Source organism: Phytoactinopolyspora limicola (assembly GCF_011320225.1).
Classification (GTDB): domain Bacteria; phylum Actinomycetota; class Actinomycetes; order Jiangellales; family Jiangellaceae; genus Phytoactinopolyspora; species Phytoactinopolyspora limicola.
Genome location: NZ_JAAOEN010000002.1, coordinates 603,683 through 623,472, shown reverse-complemented (window position 1 = coordinate 623,472; position 19,790 = coordinate 603,683). Strand labels below are relative to the sequence as shown.

The window sequence follows — 19,790 nt, the reverse complement described above, 5'->3', positions numbered from 1 at the left end:
TCATGTCCGACTTGACGGACGTAGGTGTCGGTCATGACGCGCGCTGCCGGACTTTTTTTGAGAAATTTGCGACCACGCGCGTGAGCAGGACAAACCTGCTGAATGAGTCCGTTCTCCCGCCCCGCTCTTGCACCGTTGTCAGGCCGGACAACTCGCCGACCAGTGGTGTAGCCGCCGGCCGCCCTGACTCGTCGGGTTTCGGTGCGGCCTATCAGGGGAGGGCGGGGCGTTGCTGCTGGTGGCGGACTTGTCCGGCCTGACAGGTGGAGGAGCCGGGGGGGATAGCGGCGGGGGCGGCGGCAGAACGCGACAAAACCGCACGACCGGCGTGGGTCGGGCGGCGGGTGGTGACGTCCGGCGGTAAGTCAGCCGATCAGTTCAGCCTGAACTGCTGGTTTGCACCTCCGTGGCAACTAAATACGATCAGCTCTTTGCCCTTCGCGATGGCACCACCACGGACGTCGAGGCACACCGTCGCGCCGATCGGCAGGAACGTCGTCGATATCGGTTGTGGCGACGAGGCGGCCGGGTTGAATGCCCAGAGTTGATCAGCCGCGGGCTCGGGACTCTGGCACTCGCGGAGCAGCACGCGGAACACATCCTCATGCGGGGTCGGCGACACGCTCAAACAACGCCCGTCGGCCCAACGGACAGTGTGTCCGTTGGGCCCGGTGTCGGTCTGTTCGGTATAAACCTGCCAATCAGGTGGATCTGAACATGTGTCCAACGTCAGCCTGTCGCCTGAACCGGTGGGTTTGACGCACCATTGGTGACCACCCCCAGGGGTGGCGATGCTCAGATCGTTGGTCGAATTCGGGGCGACACGCAACGTCGCCGTACTGCTCTCGCTGGATCCGACGCGATTTCTGAAGATCACCCGGTACTGACTGCCGTCCTGGTTGGTGCTCGTCACGTCGACCCGGCGGCTGGCCGTGGTACCTGGCTGCCATCCGCCGAGGTCACGCCACGAACCTCCCGGGGGTTTCTCCTGCCACCGGAACTCGGTGTTTCCGGGGTTGCCCGCGGTGGCTTTGGCCTGGAAGGTGGCTTGGTCGCCGGTGGCGGCACTGGCATCGCTCGGCCCGTTGGCCACGTCGGGCGCCCACAAGACGCTGAGTCGGGCGAAGTTGCTGTTCGAGGTGCCAACCTGGTTGGTGAACACCGCGCGGTACTCGTGGTCGTTCAACGAGCGCTTGATGTCGGTGAGCTCCAGCGTGGCGCGGGTGCCCCCAGAGCCGAGAGAACCTTTCCCCATGTCTCGCCATGATCCACCGCGTTCACGGCGTTGCCAGGTGACGCTGCTGGGAGCGGGGTTGGCCCGGGCGGTCGCGGTGAAGGTGACCTTGCCGCCCTCGTTGGTTTCGCGAGCGTCCGGATGACCCGTCACCTGCGGGGCGTAGTGGACTGTCAGCACCGCTGGATCCGTGGTGCTGGTGCCGTGGGTGTTGCGGGCCACGACGCGGTACTGGCGACCGTCGAGCTCTGGTTGGGCCGAGACCCGAAGAGTGGACGAGGTCGCTCCGTCGATGTCGCGCCAGCCGCTGCTGGCCATCGACGCCGAGCGGGCCCCGGGTGTCGTGTCGGCACCGGCCGACGTCGAGCCGTCACGGTACTGCCAGGTGAGCGACGGGCGCGGGTTGCCGGACACTTGGACCGACAGGTTGGCCGTCTGGCCCGCGCGGACGGTGGTGTTGCTGGGGCCGGCGTCGATGGACGGTGGTGTTTCCGGCTCGTCTTCGTCCGGGGGTGGAGGGGGATCTTCCGTTGGGTCGTCGGTCGGATCGTCGGTCGGGTCGTCCGTGGGGTCATCCGTCGGGTCGTCCGAGGGGGGCCGGTCCGGATCGGTGGGCGACGGAGAGCCCGGCGGCGGCGTTTCGCCGGTTCTGGGGTCGGTGTCGTTCGGCCGGCTGATGGGCAGCGTGCCCGGGGTACGGCCGGGGCCGGGCTCGACCGGTTCGTCGGCCTCGTCTGGATCTTCAGTGGCGTCCGACTCTTCCGGGTCGGTGGGATCGTCGTCCCAACCCCCACCGGGATCGCCTGAGCCGTTGCCGCCGCTGTCGTTCTGGGACGCGACCGGGGGTGCAGCGGAGCCCTCCGGGGGATCGTCGGACGAGTTGCTCAGCATCATGGCAGCACCAGCGATGATGATGCCTGCGGCGACGACGCCGGCCGCGCCGGCGAGCGTCTTGCTGCCGAGCCGGGCCAGCCGGCCGGGCGAGACCACAGATGCCGCTACCCCGCCACCGGAAGCACCGGAGCCAGCACTCGCCCCGGCACCAGCTCCCCCGGCACCAGCTCCCGCGGCACCAGCTCCCGCGGCGCCGGCGCCCGCCCCGCCGCCGGAGCTTCCCGCTGTGGCGGCACCGACACCGGTCAGGACGGCCGTACCCGTAGCGGTGGCCGCCTCGGTGGCGGCCTGCCCCCCGGCAGCCGCGCCGCCACCAGCGACGGCGGCCGCTCCCGCGGCGCCGGCCAACACTGCCGAACCAACCGCGGCGGGCAGTAGAAGGGCGGGCCACAAGGTGCCACGCAGGTCGGAAACGAGGAGCAACAGTTCGTCGCGGCGTTCCCGGCAGTGCTCACATTCGCTGAGGTGGACCGTGACAGCTCGGGTGTGCTGAGCTGACAGGGTCCCGCGGACGTAGGCAGCCACCTTGGGCGCGTAGGGACGGCACTCGGCGCGGACCTCGGAGGAGAGGTTGACCGCCAGGTAAGCCTGGCGCAGGCCTTCTCGTGCCCGGTATGCCAGGGCGGCCACCGCGTTGGGTGTGCTGCCGAGGGTCGCCGCGAGAGACGCTGGGGACCGGCCCTCGATCTCGGTGTGCCAGAGAACCTGTTGCCAACGGTCGGGCAGGGTCTCGAATGCCCGGCGCACCAGTTGTCGGTCGGTGGCTCGGGCCATGGGGTCGTCGGTGCGCGGCAAGACCTCGAGGACCGACGGGTCGGCCGGCGTGTCGCCGCGCTGCGAGAAGCGGTGCCGGTCGATGGCTAGGCGCCGCACGACCGTGCGTAGGTATGGGGTGAGTTCGGTGTCCGGCCCGCCGCCCTCGCGCAGCCGGGAAAGGACCCGGGTGAACGCCTCGGCGACGACGTCTTGGGCTTCGTCGCTGTTGTTGGTGACAATTCGGGCAACTCGTGACGCGTCGTCCACGTGGCGTCGGTACAGCTCGTCATAAGCGCCCATATCGCCATCGCGAGTACGCGCGATGAGCTGAGCGTCGCTCGGTGCTTCGGCTGGAGTCGTCAACGGTGCGTCCCTTTACTTCTCGGTATGTCGATCAGTCTAGGGAGTATCCATCGGGTTGGAACCAGCCAATCGGACCAAATTGATCCCCAACCAATGATCCGTCCCTAAGTCGTACGATTAGTTCAGTTACAAGGGACCGATCTTCTGGTAGTGGGACGATTTCAACGCTGACCCCCATTGTGCCGAGTTCCCCCGTTTCAAGTGTTTTCAACAGTACGCCACGTTCGAGTCGCGCGCGGCCATCGTCCGGTATTAATGCAAACGCACAGTGTGTTCCAAATTGGCTCAATGTCGCTTCTGTGCGCACGTGTGATCGTAGCGCCGACGCAACCTGGAGGATGCATGAGATCCGGGTCCATGGATCCTTGGGTTCGTGCCAGCGGATCATGACCAGGACGAGGTGCGCCGTGGTGGAGTCGGCCAGTCGGTCCAGTTCCTGGATGCGGCCGAACAGGTAGCTGACGGTGTGAAGTCCGGACAGTGGTTCGATGCCCGGCGCTCCGCGTTGACTCGCCACGGCGTCGACCCACGCGTCGGTGACCCAATGCCTGGCCTGATGGCGGCCGACGGTGCCTACTCCTTCGGCCTCCAGGACATCCCAGAGCGCATCGACCTCGTCGATGGTGCAGGTGAGGTCGGAGCCTCCGGAGGCTCGCTCCCACGCGAACATCACCAGCGCCTCGGCCACACATGAAGGTGCCGGCCACGGCCTGGATAGGGCCTCCATCACCGCATTGACGCCGGGTGGCGGGAGCGGGTCCGCGTTGGTGCCGCGATCGCCCCGAACGTGCGCCAGCCACGACGACACGAGCGTCGTGGCTGGCGCGCCCTCTCGGCGGCACCCCGCTGTGTGGTGCACTCAACCCTCCTCGCGGGTCATCCGCATTCCCCGATCACCTACCAATACGGCCCCATGCGTCCGCTATGACGCGATCGCGGGATGTTTGTCGCAATCCAAGGCTCTAGGTGAGTGTTCTAGATGTTCGGCGGCTGAGCAAACCGTGGCTGCGCTGCCACCACCGTGAGAGCGCACCCGTGCCTGATCGCCCCGGGTGTGCCGCCGGATGCCACCTCCGCCGGCGGCTGCAAGCCATGACCGCCGGCAATGCCGGCATTTCCGACGTTCACGATTCGGGGTGATGGCGCTGTGTCCCTGTATGCCCGTTATCGTGTGTCCGACCTATCGGTGGTGAATGCCCGATAGTTCGGCCGGTGTGACCGGATGCTGGCGTGGCCCTCGATGGGGGCCGCTTCAATGGCGTAGGTGTGTCTGCTTCGGCTGGGATTTGCGGCACCAGGCTGGTGGAGAGTGGCGCGATATTGGTTGCTGGTTTGCGCCGTGTCCGGCATTTCCTGATATCGCCGTTATGGCAGCGAATGTCGCAGGTGGTCCGGCAGGTGTGTCACGTGGGTCATTCGCCATGATTCAGTGACGCCATGGTGTGCGATGGATGGTCCGTCGTGGACTCAGGTCATTCGGAGTCCGCGCGCGGCCGGCGCGGCGTCGTGTCGTCGTCGGTTACGACGCTGGTGAGTGCCGCTAGGCCGAGGGCGACGTCTTCGCCAGTGGGGCCGTTGTCGGGGTCGAGCAGCCATTGCACCATGAGCCCGTCGGCGATGGCGTTCGTCAGGACGACCGCGGCGCGAGCGCTGCGATCGTCCAGCCATGGTGCGACGGCTTTGGCGTGCTCCAATCCGTTCTCCGTCTGGGCTCGGTAAAGGGCGGCGAGTTCGGATCTGAGCTCGGGTGAGCGCTCGATCTGCGCCCAGGCCTCCAGTTGGGCGATGAGGAGCGGGCGGAAGTCGTTCAGGCGGTTGATGGCGTTGCTCCACCCGCGGCTCAGATCCTCGATGCTGGGCCCGGTCATGTCCTTGGAGGTGGCCTGGAGCAACTCCTGACCCATCTCGGTGACCGCCTCGGTTAATGCGGCATTGAGGAGAGCTTCCTTGGAGCCGAAGTGGTAGCCGATGGACGCCAGGTTGGTTCCGGATGCCGCGACGATGTCGCGCGCCGTGGTCCGGGCGTACCCCTTCTCGTAAAGGCAGCGTTTGGCGCCTTCGAGCAGTGCTTCGCGGTGGCCCATGACGGTACTGTAACCCATACGGGCGTCCTAGACATATGTATTATACGTTTGTATAGTTCGGGCATGGGCAACGACTTACTACCCGATCGGGCCGGTACCCGCGAATGGGTCGGCCTCACTGTCCTCACGCTGCCGGCACTTCTCGCCTCGATGGACTTATCCGTGCTGTTCATGGCCGCGCCAGCAGTGAGCGCCGATCTCGAGCCGACGGGGACGCAACTCCTCTGGATCATGGATATCTACGGCTTTCTCATGGCTGGCCTCCTGCTCACCATGGGCACCCTCGGCGATCGGATCGGTCGCCGACGCTTGCTGATCATCGGCGCCGTGGCGTTCGGTCTGGCGTCGCTGCTAGCTGCCTACTCGACCACCTCGGAGATGCTGATCGCGGCTCGGGCGTTGCTCGGCATCGGTGGTGCCACGCTGGCACCGTCGACACTCGCACTGATCCGCCACATGTTCCGTGACGACCGTCAGCGGCGCACCGCGATTGCCGTGTGGACAGGTGCGTTCAGCAGCGGTTTCCCGCTCGGTTCGATCATCGGCGGGATCCTCGTCGACCACTTCTGGTGGGGTTCGGTCTTCCTCATCAACATCCCCATCATGGTGTTGCTGCTCATCCTGGCGCCGCTTCTACTGCCCGAATACTCCGATCCGAACCCTGGCCGTTTCGACCTGGTGAGCGTGGCCCTGTCAATGGCAGCGGTCCTGCCCACCATCTGGGGGTTGAAGAAGCTGGCCGAGGATCTCGCGGAGGACGGTCTCCGGGTGCCGCCATTGGTCGCGGTCGCGGCGGGCCTGCTGATCGGTTATCTCTTCGTCCGCCGGCAACGGTCGCGGCCTGATCCATTGATCGACGTCGGGCTGTTCCGGCACCGGGCCTTCGCCGCGTCGATCGGCTCGAACACCATCCTCATCTTGGCGAGTGCGGGCGTTGGCTTCTTGGTCGTGCAGTATCTACAGCTCGTGCTCGGATACCGGCCGTTCGTCGCGGCTCTCTGGATGCTGCCGATGGTGACGGCGAACGTGATCGGCATCGCCGTGGGAACCGCGGTCGTCAGATGGGTCCGGCCCGGATTCGTCGTCGGAACCGGGCTGGCGCTGATGGCCGTGGGATTCGGCTTGTTGACCCAGCTCGACGCCGCCGACTCGATAACGAGTGTCCTCGCCGGATACGCGGTGCTCGGGTTAGGTATGGGTATGGCCATCACGCTCGCCTATGGTCTGGTCGTCGCCACCGCGCCGCCGGAAAACGCGGGCGCAGCGGCGGCGATGAACGAGACCGGCTCCGAGTTCGGCGGCGCCCTCGGGATCGCCACCCTGGGTAGCGTCGCAACGGCGGTCTACCAAAACAGCGTCGGGAACGCGCTGTCCAGTGACCTCCCGGCCGAAGCCGCGGCGGCCGCGAGTGGAACCCTGGGGGGCGCCGTCGCGGTGGCAGAGGATCTGCCCGCCGGACTCGCGGATCGATTGCTCGATGACGCCAGAGATGCGTTCGTTCAGGGCATCAACGTCACAGCGGCGATAGGCAGCGTGTTTCTTGTCGTCGCGGCGGTAGTGATCACCGTCGTGTTACGGAAGGTCCGGCTGGTGGAGTCGAGCCAGACCGAGGCGTCAGCCCGGGTGGACACCGACATCGAGGCAGGGAATTAGTGTGTCGCGCCGGTCAGTCGAGCCAGCACCTCGTCGTGGAGGAGTCCGTTGGTGGCCAAGGCGTCACCACTGTGCGGACCGGGCTTGCCATCGAGACCGGTGAACCGGCCGCCCGCCTCCTCAACGATGGGCACCAAGGCCGCCATGTCGTAGAGCTGGAGTTCTGGTTCGGTCGCGATGTCGACCGCGCCGTCGGCGAGGAGCATGTACGACCAGAAATCCCCGTAGCCACGGCTCCGCCAGCATGCCCGGATCAGGTCGAGGAACTCCGGCAGCCGGCCGTGCTTCTCCCACTCGGTGACGTCGGAGTAAGACAGCGACGCCGCATCAAGTGTGCTGACGCTGGAGACGCGGCACCTAGCGGCCGATGACAATGACCGGCCGGTCCACGCTCCCGTGCCCTTGGCGGCCCACCAGCGCCGGTTCAGCGCGGGCGCGGAGACCACGCCGGCGACCACCTCGTCCTCCACCATGAGACCGATCAGCGTGGCCCACACGGGTACACCCCGGACGAAGTTCTTGGTGCCGTCGATCGGGTCCACTACCCAGCGGCGGGCAGCGTAGCCATCGCTGCCGAACTCCTCCCCGACGATGCCGTCGCGGGGACGCGCCCGGGACAGAGTGCGGCGGATCGCCTCCTCGGCCCCGCGGTCGGCTTCGGTGACCGGTGTGTGGTCGGTTTTGGTCTCGACCTTGAGGTCAGCCGCCCGGAAGCGGCTGAGTGTCTGAGCGTCGGCGTCGTCGGCGAGGACGTGGGCGAACCGGAGATCATCGTCATGGGCCACGTCCAGACTGTAGCGCCTCCGCCCTGCCCGTCCCCATGATCATGAACACTTTGCCGGGCCATGGCCCGGCAAAGTGTTCATGATCATGGGGACGGGCAGGGCGGGTCAGTCGCCGGATTGGGGTTCCCGACTGGCGAGCAGGCGCCGGAAGGAGTCGACCCGCGCTGCATCCAGACGGCCGGCGTCCAGTGCGGCGTCGAGCGCACACTCCGGCTCGCCGGAGCCGTGGGTGCACCCACGGGGGCAGTCGCCGGTCTCGGCGGTCAGGTCCGCGAACGCCTTGATGAGATCGCCCGGGTCCACGTGCGCGAGCCCGAAGGACCGGATACCCGGTGTGTCGATCACCCATCCGCCCTCCGGCAGCCGCAACGCTACCGCGCTGGTGGAGGTATGCCGGCCGCGCCCGGTCACGACGTTCACGTGCCCGGTGGCTCGGTGCGCGCTGGGTACCAAGGCGTTGACCAGTGTCGACTTCCCCACGCCCGAGTGGCCGACCAGCACACTCATCTGGCCCTGAAGCAGGTCGCGCAGTTCGGCTTCGTCGTCCCTCGTGGCGACGACGGTGGCGACGTCGAGCGGAGCGTAGGACGCTTGGAGCGACCCGGGATCCCCGAGATCGGCTTTGGTGATACACAGCACCGGTGTCATGCCGGCGTCGAAGGCGGCGACCAGACAACGGTCGATGAGCCGCGGGCGAGGCAGCGGATCGGTGACCGACGTGACGATGACCAACTGTTCCGCATTAGCCACGACCACCCGTTCCACCGGGTCTTCGTCGTCGGCGGTCCGGCGCAGTTGGGCGCGCCGGGGGTGCACGCGGACAATACGAGCCAGCGAGCCGTCGCGGCCGGAAACGTCGCCGACCAAGCTGACCCGATCGCCGACCACCACCGCGCGTCGGCCGAGTTCGCGGGCGCTCATCGCCACCACCGTGTGCTCGTCGTCACCGGCGACGCAGGTGTAGCGCCCTCGATCCACAGCGATGACCATGCCCGGGATCGCATTGTTGTGCGCTGGGCGGATCTTGCTTCTTGGCCGCGAACCTCGGCCTGGCCGGATCCGGACGTCGCTTTCGTCGTACGACGCCGGAGATCGCCGCGAGGTGCGCGGCCGCGAGTTCACGCGACGTGCTCCATTTCGAGCATCGCCGTCCACATGCGAGGAAACTCCGGAAGTGTCTTGGCTGTGGTGCCGATGTTCTCTACCTGGATGCCTGGCTCGGCCAAGCCGAGTACCGCACCGGCCTGGGCCATCCGGTGATCGTCGTAGCTGTGGAACACGCCGCCGTGTAGCGGACGGGGGTGGATGGTCAGGCCGTCGCTGGTCTCGACGACGTCGCCGCCGAGCCGGTTGATCTCGGTGGCGAGCGCCTTGAGCCGGTCGGTCTCGTGGCCGCGTAGATGGCCGATGCCGCGCAGCCGCGACGGACGGTCGGCCAGCGCTGACAGCGCCGCGAGTACGGGGGTGAGTTCACCGACGTCGTGCAGGTTGGCATCGATGCCATGGACCGTGCCGGTGCCCGTGACCGTCAGGCCGTCGTCCAGGACACACGTGGCGCCCATACGAGTGAGCAGGTCACGCAGGGTATCGCCCGGTTGGGTGGTGGTTTCCGGCCAGTCGGGGACCCGCACGCTTCCGCCGGTGAGCAAGGCGGCGGCGAGGAAGGGGGCGGCGTTGGACAGGTCGGGTTCGATGGTGGTGTTCATGCCTCTGATGGCGCTGGCGCGGACCCGCCAGGTACGACGTTCGGTGGCGTCGACGCGAACCCCACGTTCGCGCAGCATCGCGACCGTCATATCGATGTGCGGCATAGACGGGATCGGCTTGCCCGTATGCCGGACCTCGATACCCTGCTCATAACGGGCGCCGGCGAGCAACAGGCCGCTGACGAACTGCGACGACGCCGACGCGTCCAGGCTGACCGGCCCGCCCGGTACCCGGCCGGTGCCGTGCACGGTGAACGGCAGCCGACCGCGTTGGCCGGTGGCCTCGATACGCACACCCAACACCCGCAGGGCGTCGAGCATCGCCTCCATGGGACGCACGCGGGCATGGGGGTCGCCATCGAAGCGCACCTGTCCGCTGGACAAGGCGGCAACCGGCGGGACGAAACGCATCACTGTGCCGGCGAGGCCGCAATGGACGTCGGCGCTGGTGTCCAGCGTGGCCGGAGTGACCTTCCAACTGTCGGTGTGTTCGCTGATGTCGGCCCCGAGGGCCCGCAGAGCGGCCACCATGAGCTGTGTGTCGCGGGCCATCAGTGGCCTGCGCAACACCGACGGTGTGGTGGCCAGCGCGGCCAGCACGAGGGCGCGATTGGTGACTGATTTGGAGCCGGGCAAGGTGACGTCGGCCTCCACCGGCTTAGACGCGGTTGGTGCAGGCCAGAGAGACATGGGCGGCTCACTCATCGGTTCCCAGCTTACCGGTGTGCTGGATCGGGCTCGGGAACGATCAGGTGACGATCGGTTGAGGAGCTGGTGTTGGTATCTGGCCGGGCACCCGGAGCCGATACGCGATCGGCCCCGGTGCCCGCGACGTGGGCCCGACGATGGGTCAGTCGGTGTCGTCGTCGACCCAGTCGAACGTTCTGGTCACGGCCTTCTTCCATTGCCGGTACTGGCGTTCCCGTTCACTTTCTTCCATGCTCGGTTCCCACTGCTTGTCCTTGGCCCAGTTGGCGCGGATGTCGTCCTCGCCCTCCCAGTAGCCGACCGCGAGGCCGGCAGCGTAGGCGGCGCCCAGGGCGGTCGTCTCGGCCACCACAGGGCGGATCACCGGAACGCCGAGAATGTCAGCCTGGAACTGCATGAGCCGTTCGTTGGCCACCATGCCGCCGTCGACCTTCAACGACTTCAACGGCACCCCCGAGTCGGCGTTCATCGCATCGATGACCTCGCGGGACTGGAACGCCGTCGCCTGCAAGACCGCCTGGGCCAGGTGCCCTTTGTTGACATAGCGGGTCAGACCGACGATGGCGCCGCGGGCGTCGGTGCGCCAGTACGGCGCGAAGAGCCCGGAGAAGGCCGGTACGAAGTACACGCCGCCGTTGTCGTCGACGCTGTCGGCCAGCCGTTCGACCTCGGCGGCGCTGCTGATCAGCCCGAGGTTGTCGCGGAGCCACTGCACCAACGAGCCGGTGACCGCGATGGACCCTTCGAGCGCGTAGATCGTTTCGTTGTCGCCGATCTTGTAGCAGACGGTGGTCAGCAGACCGTTCTCGCTCACCACCTTCTCGGTGCCGGTGTTGAGGAGGACGAAATTGCCGGTGCCATAGGTGTTCTTAGCCTCGCCGACGTCGAGACAGGCCTGGCCGAAGGTCGCCGCCTGCTGGTCGCCGAGGATGCCGGCCAGCGGCAGCCCGGCCAGCGGGCCGCGCTCGCGGATGTGCCCGTAGACCTCCGAGGACGACCGGATCTCCGGCAACATCGACGTGGGGATACCCATGTCGGCCGCGATGCTTTCGTCCCACGACAGGCTGTCGAGGTCCATCAGGAGGGTGCGTGAGGCGTTGGTGGGGTCGGTGATGTGTAGCCCGCCGTTGGTCCCACCGCTGGCGTTCCACAACACCCAAGAGTCGATGTTGCCGAAGGCGAGCTCGCCGGCGTCGGCCTTCGCCCGGGCACCGTCGACGTTGTCGAGGATCCACTTCACCTTCGGTCCGGAGAAGTAGGTGGCAAGCGGCAATCCAGTGACCTGCCGGTAGCGCTCCTGGCCACCCCCGAGTTGCCCCAACTCTTCGACGATCTTGTCGGTGCGGGTGTCTTGCCAGACGATCGCGTTGTAGACGGGTTTGCCGGTGGCGCGGTCCCACACCACCGTCGTTTCACGCTGGTTGGTGATTCCCACGGCCACGACGTCGTTGGTGACGAGATCCGCCTTGGCCAAGGCTCCGGCGCAAACTTCCCGGGTGTTGCGCCAGATCTCCGCGGGGTCGTGTTCGACCCATCCGGCGCGCGGAAAGATCTGCTCGTGTTCACGTTGGTCGACGGAGACGACGCCACCGGAATGATCGAAGATCATGCAGCGGGTGGACGTGGTTCCTTGGTCGATGGCGGCTACGTACTGTGCCATGAACGCTCCTCCGGGTCGGATGGTCTGCCGTCAACCGTAGAAGGCGCCGCCGGCCAGGCCGGCCAGGACACCACCGACGATCGGACCGGCTGTCGGCACCCAGGCGTAGCTCCAGTCGCTGGGGCCTTTGTCTTTGATCGGCAACAGGGCGTGTGCGATACGAGGGCCGAGATCACGTGCTGGGTTGATGGCGTACCCCGTCGGCCCACCGAGCGAGGCACCGATGCCGACCACCAAGAGCGCCACCGCGACCGGCCCGATGTCGATGGGGTGCGGCCCAAACGACAGCACCACGAAGACCAGCACGAAGGTGCCGATGACTTCGGTGACGAAGTTCCAGCCGTAGTTGCGGATCTCCGGCCCGGTGGAGAACACCGCCAGCTTCTTGCCGGGTTCGTCGCCGGCGTCGAAGTGTTGTTTGTAGGCGAGATACGCCACGACGGCGCCGAGGATCGCACCAGCCAACTGGCCAGTGACGTACGCGGGTACGTCGGACCAACTCGTGGTGCCCTCGACCGCGAGACCGAAGGTGACGGCTGGGTTGATGTGGGCGCCGGACTCGGCGGCGACGTAGACACCGGCGAACACACCGATGCCCCAGCCGAAGTTGATGAGAAGCCAGCCACCGTCGAACCCTTTGTTCCGCGGGAGTACGACGTTGGCGACGACGCCGCAGCCCAGCAGCACTAACATGCCGGTGCCCAGCATCTCCGAAAGGAAGATCTCGCCGAAGCTCAGGTCCATGTAGGACTCCCTTCATGGGCGCGGCCACGCGCCCTGAACGCGGCCGGCCACCGGGAGCCCCGGCACCGTTGCCGTGGTACTCGTATCGAGCCCTCCAAGCTATTCGGCAACCTACCCAGCGAATCTGCGAGTGTCTACGCGATCGGCGGAATCAACAGGTAGTTTGGTGGCCTTGAGGTGTGACCTCATCAGATCGAACCCGCGAGGAGGCGAGGCCGAGGTGGCCGTGGACGGTACAGACGGTCGGTTCAACGAGCGAGTGGGCGGCCTCGGACCCGAGCAGCGGTTGCGCAATTGGCAGCGGCTCGGCGAGGAGCACTTCGACGTCGTCGTCATCGGCGGAGGTGTGGTCGGTGCCGGCGCGGCTCTGGACGCCGCCACCCGCGGTTTACGGGTGGCATTGGTTGAGGCACGCGACTTGGCCGCGGGTACGTCGAGCCGGTCCAGCAAACTCTTCCACGGCGGCCTGCGCTACCTGGAACAGTTCGAGTTCGGTCTGGTCCGCGAGGCGTTGCGCGAGCGTGAACTCATGCTGACCAGGCTCGCGCCCCATTTGGTCAAGCCGGTGAGTTTCCTCTATCCGCTCACCCGCCGGTTCTGGGAGCGCCCGTACACCGCCAGTGGGTTGTTGCTGTACGACACCATGGGTGGCGCTCGGTCGGTGCCTGGGCAGAAACACCTGACGCGTTCGGGTGCCTTGCGCCTGGTGCCGGCCCTGCGCCGAGACGCATTGATCGGCGGGATCAGGTACTTCGACGCCTGGGCCGACGATGCCCGGCACACTCTCACCGTGGCCCGTACGGCGGCCCACTATGGCGCGGTCGTGCGCACGTCCACGCAGGTGGTCGGCTTCTTGCGGGAGGCCGACCGGATCAGCGGCGTGCGGGTCCGTGATGTCGAGACGGGCGACGAGCAGCAGGTCACCTGCGACGTCGTGGTCAATTGCACCGGGGTGTGGACCGACGAGATGCAGCGGCTGGCCGGTACCCGGGGGCGGTTCCGGGTGCGGGCCAGCAAGGGCGTGCACATCGTCGTGCCCCGCGACCGCATCGCCTCGGAGTCTGGTGTCATCTTGCGCACCGAGAAGTCGGTCCTGTTCATCATTCCGTGGCGGGCTCATTGGATCATCGGCACCACCGATACCGACTGGATGCTTGATCTTGCCCATCCGGCGGCAACCCGGGCGGACATCGACTACATCCTCGATCAAGTCAACTCCGTGCTGGTCACGCCGTTGACACATGACGACATCGAAGGTGTCTATGCCGGTTTGCGGCCACTGCTGGCGGGGGAGAGCGACGAATCGTCGAAGCTCTCTCGTGAGCATGCCGTCGCACGTCCGGCTCCTGGCATGGTGTCCATCGCGGGAGGCAAATACACGACGTACCGGGTCATGGCCGCCGACGCCATCGACGCCGCCGCCGCGGATCTGCGCGGCCGCAGCGCACCATCCATCACCGACAAGGTGCCGCTGCTCGGTGCGGACGGCTACCACGCGCTGGTGAACCAGGCCGAGCAGTTGGCGGCCAAGCACGGGCTGCACCCGCACCGGCTGCGTCACCTGCTGGATCGGTACGGCTCGCTGGTACACGACGTGCTCGGGCTGACCATCGACCGGCCAGAGCTGTTGGAGCCATTGCCGGGTGCGCCGGACTACCTGAAGGTGGAGGTGTCGTACGGGGTTCGGTACGAGGGGGCGTTGCACTTGGAGGACATGCTGACCCGTCGTACCCGGATCTCCATCGAATACCCGCACCGGGGCCTGGATGCTGCCCGTTCAGCGGCGGAACTGATGGCTGAGGTCTTGGGGTGGGACGCCGCCCGTATCGACCACGAGGTGGCGGTGTACACCGAGCGGGTGGAGGCCGAGCGGGACTCTCAGACCAAGCCGGACGACCAAGCCGCTGACGCTGTACGGTCGGCTGCTACCGAGGCCCGTTCATTGATCTCCGAGCCGATCAACTGAGAGTGCGTACGGGCGGACGAATCAGTGAGAACGGCGGAGGCTGAGATAGACGGCTACCGCGCAGACGGCGAAGCCGGCTAGGCCGCGGGCGTCTATCCGGTCGCCGAACATGATCCATGCCCAGAACAGTGTGGTGGGTGGCGTGAGGTAGAGCAGGGCGCTGGTCCGGGTGGCCCCCTGTCGGCGTAGCGCCAGCAGGTACATCCCGTAGCCGCCGAAGCCGGAGAGCACAACGGTCCACCCAACGGCCCACCAGAAGCCGGCGGACGCTGGTGGTGTGAGCCCGCCGGATATGGCGGCGATCACCACGACGACGACCGCCGCTGACGTGACGTGGACGGTCAGCGCCTCGGCGGGGTTGCCAGCGGGACGCCAGCGACGATCCAGCACGGTGCCGGCGGACAACGCGAGCATGGAGCCGATGGGTAGCAGGTAGGCCCATGGCTGGGCGCCGCCGGCCTGGAAGTCGTCGGCCACCACGATGCCGACGCCGGCGAGGCCGAGCCACAGCCCGACGTGTTGGGCCGGGCGGACCCGTTCGCCGAGCAGGCGGCTGGCGGCTTGGGCGACGACAAGTGGTTGGAGGGCGGCCATCAGCGCGGCGGTGCCGGCCGGAACTCCGGCGGCGATGCCGGCGAATACCCCGCCGAGGTAGAGGGCCTGAGTGAGCACCCCGATGACGACGTGGTGCCCGATGGCTGCCCGGCTCAAGCGGCCCGGTTCAGATCGGTGCCGATTGCGTAGTGCGAACCAGACCAGAAGCAGGACGGCAGAGATGGTCAGTCGCCACGCGAGCAGCGTGTCCGGGCCGGCGTGATCGGCGCCGAGCCGGGCGCCGACGAAGCCGGAGCTCCAGAGCACGACGAGCGCGGTGCCGGCGGCGGCATCCGCCGCGGGGGTGGCGGACGGGTGGGCGGCGGACGGGTGGGCGGCGGCAGGAGGTGCGATGCGGGTGGCGCCTGGTGTAGAGGTCACACTCATGATGTAAACATACCGGTCTGTATACTGTCAGTGTAGGAAACGTCGCTTCCGGATGTGAAGTGCATCACCGCGCCATGGCCTCGGGTGCCGTTGTGGAGTTGAAGGTGCTGGCCGGCCCAGCCGGGGCGGTCGGTGCCGCTTCCGGGTCATGGCGGGTGCTATACCGGTAGGTATACTTTTGGCGCCGGTCGCCTCCGCCCTGCCGGCCGACCAACTCAACGAGGAGTCCCGGTGACCAACCCAACCGCGCCCACCCAGTCGCCGCTGCCGCTCCAGGCGCCGCCCCCGGTTCGAATGACCCCCGCCGGCGAGCGGTTGCTCGCCGCGGCAAGCGAGCTGTTCTACGCGAAGGGTATTCATGCCGTCGGGGTGGACACGATCGCGGCGGCGGCTGGCACCACCAAGAAAACCCTGTACGACCGGTTCGGTTCCAAGGACGCGTTAGTGGCGCTCTACCTGCAACATCGGGTGGACCGGTGGCAGCGCTACGTGCAGGAGCGGTTGGCTCAACACCCCCCGGTGGCAGCCGAGATGGATGTCGAGGCGGCGGTGCGGCGGGTCCTTGCCATCTTCGACGCACTGGAAGACTGGCACGGCCAGTACGACCGTGGCTGCGCGTTCGTCAACGCCTACGCGGAGTTCGCCAATACCGGGCATCCGGGGCTGGCGGTGGTGCGGGCGGAGAAAGAATGGATCCGCGCGGTGTATACACAGCTCGCCCGGGAGGGCGGTTTCGGTGGTGCCGCCGTTGAAGACCTCGGCGCGCAACTGGCGTTGGTGCATGAGGGCAGCTTGATCGTCAGATCAGCCGCTGGTGGCGGCGACGCCTTCGATCAAGCCCGAGCCGCGGCGCGGGTGCTGCTCCTGGCCACGCTGTGATCGCCCACAGGTAGCGGCACGAGCGACGTGTCGCCCAGGGGCGGCCCGGCAGTCCAGCGCCAGGCTCAGGAGGGCTTCGCCTTGTTGGCCGCCTTGCGGGCCTTGCGGCGGGTGGCCTTGGTGACCTTCTTGGCGCGGTCGGTCGCGTGTTTGGCGCGCCAACTCAGACCAGGTTTGCCCTCGGTGTCGACGCTGGCCAGTAGCAGCCCGCCGGCCAGGCCGGCGTTCTTGAGTACCTGAATGCGGTGCTGGCTGCGCTCAGCAGGATCGTCGGACTCCCAGAACGGATGCCCAGCGAGGGTGGTCGGCACCAACGTGGCGGCGAGGACGGTGGCGGCCAGCCGCGGGAGGCGACCAGTGGCCAGCGCGACGCCGGCTCCTAGCTGGGCTGCGGCATTGATCCGCACCAGCTGTTTGGGATCAGTGGGGAGGTTGGGTGCGCGTTCTTCCAGCACGGGCCCGAATCGGTCGACGAACGACTTGGCCTTCGGGACCAATGGCTCCGGGTCGCGGACGTTCTTCAGCCCCTGGACGACGAAGATGGACGCCAGCATGGGACGCGCGATCAGGCGGACGAGGCTCATATCTCCTCCCTACCACGAATCAAAGTCGAATGGGTTGTTGTCCACACCACGCGATAGAAAAGACTCATGTGTGGGCGTTACGCGGTGACCCAGAGTCCAGACGATCTTGCCGACGAGTTCGGCGTCGATCAGATCGACGTCCGTGAGCGGCTGGAGCCGGATTGGAACGTCGCGCCCACCAAACCCTCACCAACCGTGCTGGCCCGCCCACCACGAGATGCTAAAGACGCCGAGCCCGTCCGGCAGATGCGGAACCTGACGTGGGGCCTGGTGCCGTCGTGGGCGAAGGACCCGAAGATCGGCAGCCGCTTGATCAATGCCCGCGCCGAGACGGTGCACGAGAAACCCGCGTTTCGCCGCGCGTTCGCGACCAGACGGCTGATCGTGCCGATCTCCGGCTTCTACGAATGGTTTCCCACGGAGCGCGTCACGAAGGCCGGCAAGCCCATCAAACAGCCCTTCTACCTGCGACGTAAAGATGAGCACCCGCTCGCTCTCGCCGGCCTCTACGAGTTCTGGCGCCGACGGGATACACCGGACGGCGATCCGAACGCCTGGCTTATTACGTTCACTATCATCACCACGAAGGCGTCCGACGACGTCGGCCACATTCATGACCGGATGCCCATGACCGTTGCTCGGGAGAACTGGCAGAGTTGGCTCGACCCCCGTCTTGACGACACCGACGCCGCCCGTCAGCTGATGGAGGCTCCGGCCAGTGGAAGTCTGGACGTCTTCCCGGTGTCCACGGAGGTCAACAATGTCAGGAACAACGGTCCGCACCTCGTCGACCCGGTGACGCTGTAGCCAGCTACTCCGTCCAGTTCTGCGGCGTCGCCCGCCACCCTGGCGACTTGTCCGGCCTGACAAGGCTGGACGCGGGGATGGGTGAGGCGAGTGCATCGGGCCGGTCGAACATGGTGAGATGACCCGGTGACCGACGAACAGATGGTGACGACGCCGGAAGGCCCGGCCCGACTATGGATCGACGGCGACGCCAGCTCACGTCTGTGGCTGGTCCTCGGGCACGGCGCTGGCGGCGGCGTCCAAGCACGTGACCTGGCCGCGTTGGCGCGGCGGCTACCGGCCGACGGTATCGGTGTCATCCGAGCTGAGCAGCCCTACCGGGTGGCGGGTAAGCGGCTGCCGCCGCGGCCGCAGGTGCTCGACCGCGGCTGGGCCGCCATCGTGGACGCCGTCCCGAAAGGGGTCCCCGTCGTCACCGGCGGGCGTAGCTCCGGCGCCCGGGTGGCCTGCCGCACGGCCCGTTCAGTCGGGGCGTCGGCGGTCGTGGCCTTGGCTTTCCCCTTGCACCCGCCGGGCAAACCGGAGAAGTCCAGGCTGCCCGAACTCGCCGAGTCCGGAGTGCCCACCCTCGTGCTGCAAGGGGCGCGCGACACGTTCGGCCGGCCCGACGAGTTTCCACCCGGCGAATACACGCTGAAGGTGATCGAGAACGCCGATCACGGCATGGCCGTACCCAAGGCGTTCGACCAAGCAGCGGCCGTCGATGCCGTTGTCGAAGCCGTGCGGGAATTCCTGGCGCCACCGGCGGGTTAACCATGCTGACGCCGTCCACAAGCGGCGTCACGCAACAACGTCACCGACGATATCCCGGGAGGGTCTGACGTCGTGAGTGCACCTGGTATGGCCTGCCTCGAGGCACCCCGACCGGTCTTCGCCACACCTCAGTGGGAGGACTGGAAAGCAAAGAAGGCCGGAACGCCGATACCATCGAAGGCGATGCCCGGGACCGAGACAGCCGAACAGCGCGCGCAGCGATTCGAGCGCGACGCGCTGCCCTTCCTTGACCAGCTCTATTCAGCCGCACTGCGGATGACCCGCAATGCCAGTGACGCCGAAGACCTCGTGCAAGAGACGTTCACCAAGGCCTACGCTTCGTTTCACCAGTTCAAAGAGGGAACCAACCTCAAGGCGTGGCTTTACCGGATCTTGACGAACACCTTCATCAACTCGTATCGCAAGAAGCAGCGTGAGCCGCAGCAGAGTGCGACGGAAGAGATCGAAGACTGGCAGATGGCCCGGGCCGAGGCGCACACCTCCAGCGGGCTGATCTCGGCTGAGGCTGAGGCGCTGTCTCACTTGCCGGACTCCGATGTGAAGGATGCCCTTCAGCAGATCCCGGAGGAGTTCCGGATCGCGGTCTACTTGGCCGACGTCGAAGGTTTCCCCTACAAAGAGATCGCCGACATCATGGGTACGCCGATCGGCACGGTCATGTCCAGACTGCACCGTGGCCGGCGGCAGCTGCGCGAGCTGCTGGAAGATTACGCTCGAGAGCGAGGGCTCGTCCCGGCGGGAAATAGCGGACCAGGGGGTGCGCGAGTGTCATGAGCTGCAACGACGACGATGTCGACTGCGCTGAGGTTCTCGCCCGGGTCTATGCGTTCTTAGACCACGAGCTGGACGGCCGCGCGTTGACGTATGACGAGATCGAAGCACATCTGGACGGCTGTGGGAGTTGCCTGTCCAAGTACGATCTCGAACGTGCCGTCCGGCAGGTGTTGGCCCGTTCCTGTGCGTGTGAGCATGCACCCGATGCACTGCGCATGAAGGTTCTCGCGCAGATCCGCGAGGTTCGGATACAGGTCACCGAGGACATCACCGACAGCGGGCTGCCTCGTATCTGACCGGACCACCGTGGTGTCGCGCACGACACTGGTGCTACGGACACTGGCGGGACCTTCCTGGCTATCCCGGGAGGGTGTAGCGTTCGCGCAGGTCAGTGAGGGGTTTCGGGCTGTGACGGTGTATTACCTAGATGACCGATTC

General features: G+C 66.8%; 17 protein-coding genes. 8 read left to right on the top strand and 9 right to left on the bottom strand.

Features of this window, described 5'->3' with window-relative positions:
• Positions 1-373: 373 nt before the first annotated feature.
• Positions 374-3,247 (bottom strand): sigma-70 family RNA polymerase sigma factor, encoded by a 2,874-nt coding sequence (locus G8760_RS08525; protein WP_166349687.1) that lies wholly within the window; start codon positions 3,245-3,247, stop codon positions 374-376.
• Between the two features lie 373 nt (positions 3,248-3,620).
• Here G8760_RS08525 and G8760_RS08520 point away from each other — a divergent pair, with 373 nt between their 5' ends.
• Positions 3,621-3,941, top strand: a complete 321-nt coding sequence (locus tag G8760_RS08520; RefSeq protein ID WP_166349684.1) for a hypothetical protein — start codon at positions 3,621-3,623, stop codon at positions 3,939-3,941.
• A gap of 778 nt (positions 3,942-4,719) precedes the next feature.
• Here the strand turns inward: G8760_RS08520 and G8760_RS08515 are convergent.
• Positions 4,720-5,349, bottom strand: a complete 630-nt coding sequence (locus tag G8760_RS08515; protein ID WP_246222478.1) for a TetR/AcrR family transcriptional regulator — start codon at positions 5,347-5,349, stop codon at positions 4,720-4,722.
• 45 nt (positions 5,350-5,394) lie between these two features.
• Between G8760_RS08515 and G8760_RS08510 the strand changes: the two genes are divergently transcribed.
• Positions 5,395-6,984 (top strand): MFS transporter, encoded by a 1,590-nt coding sequence (locus G8760_RS08510; protein WP_166349681.1) that lies wholly within the window; start codon positions 5,395-5,397, stop codon positions 6,982-6,984.
• Here the strand turns inward: G8760_RS08510 and hisN are convergent.
• From hisN to G8760_RS08485, 5 genes are all read right to left on the bottom strand, one after another.
• Entirely contained in the window at positions 6,981-7,769 is a 789-nt protein-coding gene (gene hisN, locus G8760_RS08505) for a histidinol-phosphatase (protein WP_166349678.1), read from the bottom strand. The genes G8760_RS08510 and hisN overlap by 4 nt on opposite strands.
• A 105-nt stretch (positions 7,770-7,874) precedes the next feature.
• Positions 7,875-8,747, bottom strand: a complete 873-nt coding sequence (rsgA, locus tag G8760_RS08500) for a ribosome small subunit-dependent GTPase A (RefSeq protein ID WP_211198952.1) — start codon at positions 8,745-8,747, stop codon at positions 7,875-7,877.
• A gap of 140 nt (positions 8,748-8,887) precedes the next feature.
• A complete protein-coding gene (aroA, locus tag G8760_RS08495; protein ID WP_166349670.1) occupies positions 8,888-10,180 on the bottom strand; it encodes a 3-phosphoshikimate 1-carboxyvinyltransferase in 1,293 nt (430 codons plus the stop codon).
• 145 nt (positions 10,181-10,325) lie between these two features.
• A complete protein-coding gene (gene glpK, locus G8760_RS08490; protein WP_166349667.1) occupies positions 10,326-11,843 on the bottom strand; it encodes a glycerol kinase GlpK in 1,518 nt (505 codons plus the stop codon).
• 30 nt (positions 11,844-11,873) lie between these two features.
• The gene (locus G8760_RS08485) at positions 11,874-12,587 is read right to left on the bottom strand and encodes an MIP/aquaporin family protein (protein ID WP_166349664.1); all 714 of its coding nucleotides are present in this window, start codon (positions 12,585-12,587) and stop codon (positions 11,874-11,876) included.
• A gap of 226 nt (positions 12,588-12,813) precedes the next feature.
• Between G8760_RS08485 and G8760_RS08480 the strand changes: the two genes are divergently transcribed.
• Positions 12,814-14,553 (top strand): glycerol-3-phosphate dehydrogenase/oxidase, encoded by a 1,740-nt coding sequence (locus G8760_RS08480; protein ID WP_166349661.1) that lies wholly within the window; start codon positions 12,814-12,816, stop codon positions 14,551-14,553.
• Between the two features lie 21 nt (positions 14,554-14,574).
• On the opposite strand, the gene G8760_RS08475 is transcribed toward G8760_RS08480, so the two are convergent.
• Entirely contained in the window at positions 14,575-15,534 is a 960-nt protein-coding gene (locus G8760_RS08475) for a DMT family transporter (RefSeq protein WP_166349658.1), read from the bottom strand.
• 231 nt (positions 15,535-15,765) lie between these two features.
• Between G8760_RS08475 and G8760_RS08470 the strand changes: the two genes are divergently transcribed.
• Complete coding sequence (locus G8760_RS08470; protein WP_207782152.1) at positions 15,766-16,413, top strand: TetR/AcrR family transcriptional regulator; 648 nt, start codon at positions 15,766-15,768, stop codon at positions 16,411-16,413.
• A 65-nt stretch (positions 16,414-16,478) separates the two neighbouring features.
• Here the strand turns inward: G8760_RS08470 and G8760_RS08465 are convergent, their stop codons facing one another.
• A complete protein-coding gene (locus G8760_RS08465; RefSeq protein WP_166349656.1) occupies positions 16,479-16,997 on the bottom strand; it encodes a DoxX family protein in 519 nt (172 codons plus the stop codon).
• A gap of 66 nt (positions 16,998-17,063) precedes the next feature.
• Here G8760_RS08465 and G8760_RS08460 point away from each other — a divergent pair, with 66 nt between their 5' ends.
• From G8760_RS08460 to rsrA, 4 genes are all read left to right on the top strand, one after another.
• Entirely contained in the window at positions 17,064-17,804 is a 741-nt protein-coding gene (locus G8760_RS08460; protein ID WP_166349654.1) for an SOS response-associated peptidase, read from the top strand.
• A gap of 141 nt (positions 17,805-17,945) precedes the next feature.
• Positions 17,946-18,557 (top strand): alpha/beta hydrolase family protein, encoded by a 612-nt coding sequence (locus tag G8760_RS08455; protein WP_343074382.1) that lies wholly within the window; start codon positions 17,946-17,948, stop codon positions 18,555-18,557.
• Positions 18,558-18,740: 183 nt separating this feature from the next.
• Positions 18,741-19,352, top strand: coding sequence for a sigma-70 family RNA polymerase sigma factor (locus G8760_RS08450; protein WP_166349649.1), 612 nt, complete (start codon positions 18,741-18,743; stop codon positions 19,350-19,352).
• Positions 19,349-19,648, top strand: a complete 300-nt coding sequence (rsrA, locus tag G8760_RS08445; protein ID WP_166349646.1) for a mycothiol system anti-sigma-R factor — start codon at positions 19,349-19,351, stop codon at positions 19,646-19,648. Before G8760_RS08450 ends, rsrA begins: the two co-directional genes overlap by 4 nt.
• Positions 19,649-19,790: the final 142 nt, after the last annotated feature.